General features: G+C 37.3%; 1 protein-coding gene. It reads left to right on the top strand.

Going from position 1 to position 1,510, the window contains the following annotated elements; translation table 11 throughout:
- The first annotated feature begins 97 nt into the window (after positions 1-97).
- Positions 98-1,279, top strand: a complete 1,182-nt coding sequence (locus tag ACX9YW_RS22840) for an IS256 family transposase (RefSeq protein ID WP_460351002.1) — start codon at positions 98-100, stop codon at positions 1,277-1,279.
- Positions 1,280-1,510: the final 231 nt, after the last annotated feature.

Genomic DNA, 1,510 nt, shown 5'->3' with positions numbered 1-1,510 from the left:
GATTAAGCCCATATAATTGTGTAAAAAGAATAGGTCATCATCATGACCCGTGTTACAATGTTTTCGACCAAGAAACCATTTTACGGAGGACATGATGATGACCCAAATTAATATTACTATAAATTTAGAAGATCTCAAAGGAAAAATAGAAAGCAGCTCATTAGAATCACCAGTAAAAGCCTCTCTAGCACTGATCTTAAATTCATTAATGGAAAAAGAAAGAGACGAATATATTAATGCTCTTTCTCACGAAAGAACGGAAGAACGAAGAGGCTATCGTAACGGTTACTATGAACGTGAACTCATAACTGGTGTGGGGTCTCTTACACTAAAAGTTCCACGGACTAGGGATGGTGTGTTTTCTACTACCATCTTTGAAAAGTTCAAACGCTGTGATCAGGCCCTTATCCTTTCTATGATTGAGATGGTTGTTAATGGGGTTTCTACTCGAAAAATCACTAAAATCGTTGAGGAACTTTGTGGGACAAGTGTGTCCAAATCACTTGTTTCCAATCTACTTAAAACAGTAGATCCAGTGATTACAGAGTGGAGAAATAAACCTCTAAACGTGCATTATTACCCTTATGTCTACGTAGATGCTATGTACATTAAAGTTCGTGAGAACAATAGAGTCGTATCTAAAAGTGTTCATATTGCTGTTGGAGTAAGTGAAAGTGGTCATAGAGAGATTATTGGTCTTAAAGTCAACCATACTGAATCTACTGACAGCTGGACTTCCTTCTTTGATTATCTAAAGTCTAGAGGACTTCAATCTCCCAAAATGGTCATTTCTGATGCCCATGGTGGGTTAGTTACGTCCATTAAAGAATCCTTCTTAGGAACCTCTTGGCAGCGATGTAGTGTTCACTTTCTAAGAAATATCATGGACACCCTTCCAAAGAAAGGTACTACTGAAGCTCGCCAAGAGCTAAAGGATTTATTCCAAAACTCAAATTTAAGCGTTGTTAGAGAACTTAAAAAGAGTTTTATAAATAAGTATCAAGATGTGAAAGGGTTTTCTAAGGCAATTGAAACACTCGATAATGGGTTTGAAGATGCCATCCAATTTCACTCCCAACCGGTTCCTTATCATAAACACCTACGTACTACAAACATGCTTGAGCGCTTAAACCAAGAAGTACGGAGAAGAGAAAAAGTCATCAGGATTTTTACCAATGATCAGTCGGCCATTAGGATTATTGGTTCTGTATTAATGGATATTGAGGAAGATTGGAATAAAAATAATATTCCTTATCTCAAGAAAACAAATGAAAAATAACACGCTATCCATACTAAGTGGAATAGCCTAATTTCGAATTGACATTGAGCCTCCAGCGGGCATGATGTAAAGCCAGGAAGCCAAGTGTCTAACAACACCTGGCTTGCCCTCCAGGCTATCATGCCCGCCCCTCAATGTAAATTCGAAATAATTCTTGTTCACTATACCTATTCAGCTTAATTAGGTTGAAAATTATTGTTGACACTTTTACACAATTAAATGGACTTGACT

The sequence above is a fragment of the Pseudoneobacillus rhizolycopersici genome (genome assembly GCF_054786815.1).
The sequence above is the reverse complement of the archived record's forward strand: the minus strand, read 5'-3'. Positions and strand labels throughout refer to the sequence as shown.

Bases quoted from the DNA above. Each gene is read 5' to 3' on its own strand.
- ACX9YW_RS22840 (WP_460351002.1), top strand. From the start codon at position 98: ATGACCCAAATTAATATTACTATAAATTTAGAAGATCTCAAAGGAAAA.